Origin of the sequence: Christensenella sp. (assembly GCF_034927525.1) — a bacterium.
GTDB lineage: Bacteria > Bacillota > Clostridia > Christensenellales > Christensenellaceae > Christensenella.
Genome location: NZ_JAYFPU010000257.1, coordinates 1 through 3,551, shown reverse-complemented (window position 1 = coordinate 3,551; position 3,551 = coordinate 1). Strand labels below are relative to the sequence as shown.

Here is a 3,551-nt window from a genome sequence, read left to right as displayed (position 1 = left end):
TGCCACGCTCTTTTTCTTCCGGCGCTTTGTCGATCTCATCATATTTTGTTGCTTGCGCTTTTCCGCTCTTTGACAGTACCGATGTGATCGCTGCTGTCAGCGTTGTTTTTCCATGATCGACGTGACCGATCGTTCCGACGTGTACATGCGGTTTGTTTCTCTCAAACTTACCCTTTGCCATTGCTTTGTTCTCCTTATTCCTTGTTAATTTTCATTTTTCAGTGGATATCGGCCACTGTATTTTTGCCGTGCATGAAGTCCATCCGCATGCGCGTTGTGCATGCGCGCATGGCTTATTTCTTTTCTCCGGTAACCTTCTCAATCATGCTTTTCGGAACCGGTTCATAATGGTCGAACTGCATAGAGAAGTTGCCGCGTCCCTGCGTCCTTGAACGAAGGTCTGTCGCATAACCGAACATCTCGGATAACGGAACCATCGCACGGATGATCTGTCCGCCGCCACGCGCTTCCGTACCTTCGATACGTCCGCGACGTGAGTTTACGTTACCCATAACGTCTCCGAGGTAATCCTCGGGAACAACGACTTCGACTTTCATCATCGGCTCGAGCAGGATGCTGCCGCCCTTCGCGAACGCTTCCTTGATCGCCATAGAACCCGCGATCTTAAATGCCATTTCAGATGAGTCGACTTCGTGGTACGAACCGTCGATCAGCGTAACCTTGAAGTCCATTACCTCGAACCCGCCAATCAGGCCGCTCTTTGCCGCTTCCTGAATACCGCTGTCAATAGACGGGATGTATTCCTTCGGAATAGAACCACCAACGATCTTGCTCTCAAAGACATAACCGCTGCCCGGCTCTAGAGGCTCCACATGGATCTTACAATGACCGTACTGACCCTTACCACCCGACTGGCGGACATACTTGCCTTCCACGTCGACAGGCTTGGTCATGGTCTCTCTGTAAGATACCTGAGGCTTACCAACAGATGCTTCTACCTTAAATTCACGCATCATACGATCTACGATAATCTCCAGATGAAGCTCACCCATACCTGCGATGATCGTCTGGCCTGTCTCCTCATCCGTATAAGCACGGAATGTCGGGTCTTCTTCAGCCAGCTTTTGCAGCGCAACAGACATTTTCTCCTGTCCTGCTTTTGTCTTGGGTTCGATCGCGACCTGAATAACCGGATCGGGGAACACCATGTTCTCCAAAATGATCTGCTGTTTGTCATCGCATAGCGTGTCGCCCGTTCCAACATCTTTGAAACCGACTGCCGCTGCAATGTCTCCCGCTTCGACTTCGTCAACCTCTTCACGATGGTTTGCGTGCATACGAAGGATACGACCGATCCTCTCGCGCTTGCCCTTTGTCGAGTTCAGCACATAAGAACCGCTGCGCACCTTACCGGAATACACGCGGAAAAACGCGAGCTTACCGACAAACGGGTCAGCCATGATCTTAAATGCCAGTGCCGAGAACGGCCCGCTCACATCTGGCGCACGCTCGATCTCTTCGTCCGTACCCGGCTTGATACCTTTGATAGCCGGCACGTCAAGCGGCGACGGCATCAGCTCAACGATCTTGTCAAGCAGAGGCTGTACACCTTTATTCCTGTACGCGCTGCCGCAGCATACGGGGATAAGAGCTCCCGCGATCGTGCCTTTGCGCAGCACCTTGATGATCTCTTCTTTGGAGATATCTTCGCCTGCAAAATATTTCTCCATGATAGACTCGTCATGATCCGCGACCGCTTCAATCAGCTTTTCGCGATATTCGTCCGCCATTTCTTTCATATCGTCAGGGATATCTACTACGTCAAACTTCGTTCCCGTAGCGTCGTCGTTCGGATAGACGATTGCTTTCATCTCAACGAGGTCTACGATTCCTCTAAACGTATCTTCCACACCAATCGGAAGCTGCAGCGGAACAGGGTTCGCGCCCAGTCTTTCTTTGATCATGTCTACAACATTATAGAAGTCAGCACCCATGATATCCATCTTGTTAACAAACGCCATACGAGGAACGCCGTACCCCTCAGCCTGTCTCCAAACCGTTTCAGACTGCGGTTCTACACCGCCCTTTGCACAAAATACTGCAACAGCGCCGTCAAGCACGCGCAGCGAACGCTCAACCTCAACCGTGAAGTCAACGTGTCCGGGCGTGTCAATGATATTGATCTGGTGCCCTTCCCACTGCGTCGTTGTTGCAGCGGAAGTAATCGTGATACCCCTTTCCTGTTCTTGCTCCATCCAGTCCATGACTGCGTTACCGTCATGGGTATCACCAATCTTGTATGTTCTGCCCGTATAAAAAAGAATACGTTCGGTGGCAGTTGTTTTGCCGGCGTCGATATGCGCCATGATACCAATGTTTCTTACTTTTTCAAGCGGAAATTTTCCAGACATTGTATCTCCTTTCCCTTCGATAAAAACTTATTTCAAACTTAATTGTTTACCTACTCACACAGCATATATTATACACACAATACAAGGCGTATCCGCGCATTTCACAGTATATTTACCAATGGTTCATATACTTTTTACAGTTCGTAATTTTCAATACACGCTGCCGGGTGTTCGCACAAATAATAGGTCGCGGTTTTAAAAGGCACAATCCTTCTAAAACCGCTTCCTGACTATCTCATGCAATTTCAGAACATGCTTACCAGCGATAATGTGCGAACGCCTTGTTCGCTTCCGCCATCTTGTGCATGTCTTCCTTCTTCTTCACGCTTGCGCCTGTGCTGTTTGCAGCATCCATGATCTCCGAAGCCAGTCTTTCGCGCATCGTGCGCTCCGAGCGCTTGTTGGAGAACAGCGCCAGCCAGCGGATCGCCAGCGTCTGACGGCGTTCGGGGCGAACTTCCATCGGAACCTGGTATGTCGCGCCACCCACGCGTCTTGCCTTAACTTCTAATACAGGCATTATGTTTTCCATGCAGGAATTGAACACCTCAACAGCGTCCTTCCCTGTCTTTTCTTTGATAATATCAAACGCGTCGTAACAAATCCTCTGCGCAGTTCCCCTTTTGCCGTCCACCATGATCTGGTTGATCAACTTGGTCACAACTGTGCTGTTATACATAGGATCCGCTATTACCTCACGTTTCGGTACTCCACCACGTCTAGGCATCGAAAAGCCCTCCTTATAAAATCACTAGAATAATTTCTTGGTTAACTGCTTTCATTCCTGCCTCACCCGCCATATCTTGCCCGTCTACTTGCTCAAACAACAGACGCGCTTCGCGCCGTCTAACTCGCATACGCCGGGCAACACAATGCCTGGTGCTATTACGGGCATCGCTTATGCCAATGCATCTACTCCGGCAGAAGGGACGCATGACTTGATCCCGACGCCTTTGCAAGCGTAGTGCGCAGGCTCGGGAGGCAAATTATCGTTCCGTCTGACGGTAAACGATACCGGTAAGCAACAGAATATGCAGCTTATTTCTTCGGCATTTTCGCGCCATAGCATGAACGCGACTGCTTACGATCCGCAACGCCCGCTGTATCGAGCGCGCCACGGACTATATGATATCTTACACCCGGCAGATCCTTAACTCTTCCGCCTCTGATCAGAACAAC

General features: G+C 50.1%; 3 protein-coding genes and 1 pseudogene. All 4 read right to left on the bottom strand.

The features are described from left to right. Positions 1-181 (bottom strand): GTP-binding protein (locus VB081_RS10630; RefSeq protein ID WP_323400792.1); only part of this gene is annotated, 181 nt, incomplete at its 3' end. Positions 182-293: 112 nt separating this feature from the next. Then, positions 294-2,372 (bottom strand): elongation factor G, encoded by a 2,079-nt coding sequence (fusA, locus tag VB081_RS10625; RefSeq protein WP_323400791.1) that lies wholly within the window; start codon positions 2,370-2,372, stop codon positions 294-296. Positions 2,373-2,628: 256 nt separating this feature from the next. After that, positions 2,629-3,099 carry a 30S ribosomal protein S7 gene (rpsG, locus tag VB081_RS10620; RefSeq protein WP_323400790.1) on the bottom strand — a complete coding sequence of 157 codons (471 nt, stop codon included), beginning with the start codon at positions 3,097-3,099 and terminating at the stop codon, positions 2,629-2,631. Between the two features lie 311 nt (positions 3,100-3,410). Further along, positions 3,411-3,551 (bottom strand): annotated as a pseudogene (locus VB081_RS10615) (30S ribosomal protein S12); the annotation flags it as partial.

What these genes read in the sequence shown, in the direction of transcription:
- fusA (WP_323400791.1), bottom strand. Translation starts at nt 2,372, where the DNA reads ATGTCTGGAAAATTTCCGCTTGAAAAAGTAAGAAACATTGGTATCATG.
- rpsG (WP_323400790.1), bottom strand. Translation starts at nt 3,099, where the DNA reads ATGCCTAGACGTGGTGGAGTACCGAAACGTGAGGTAATAGCGGATCCT.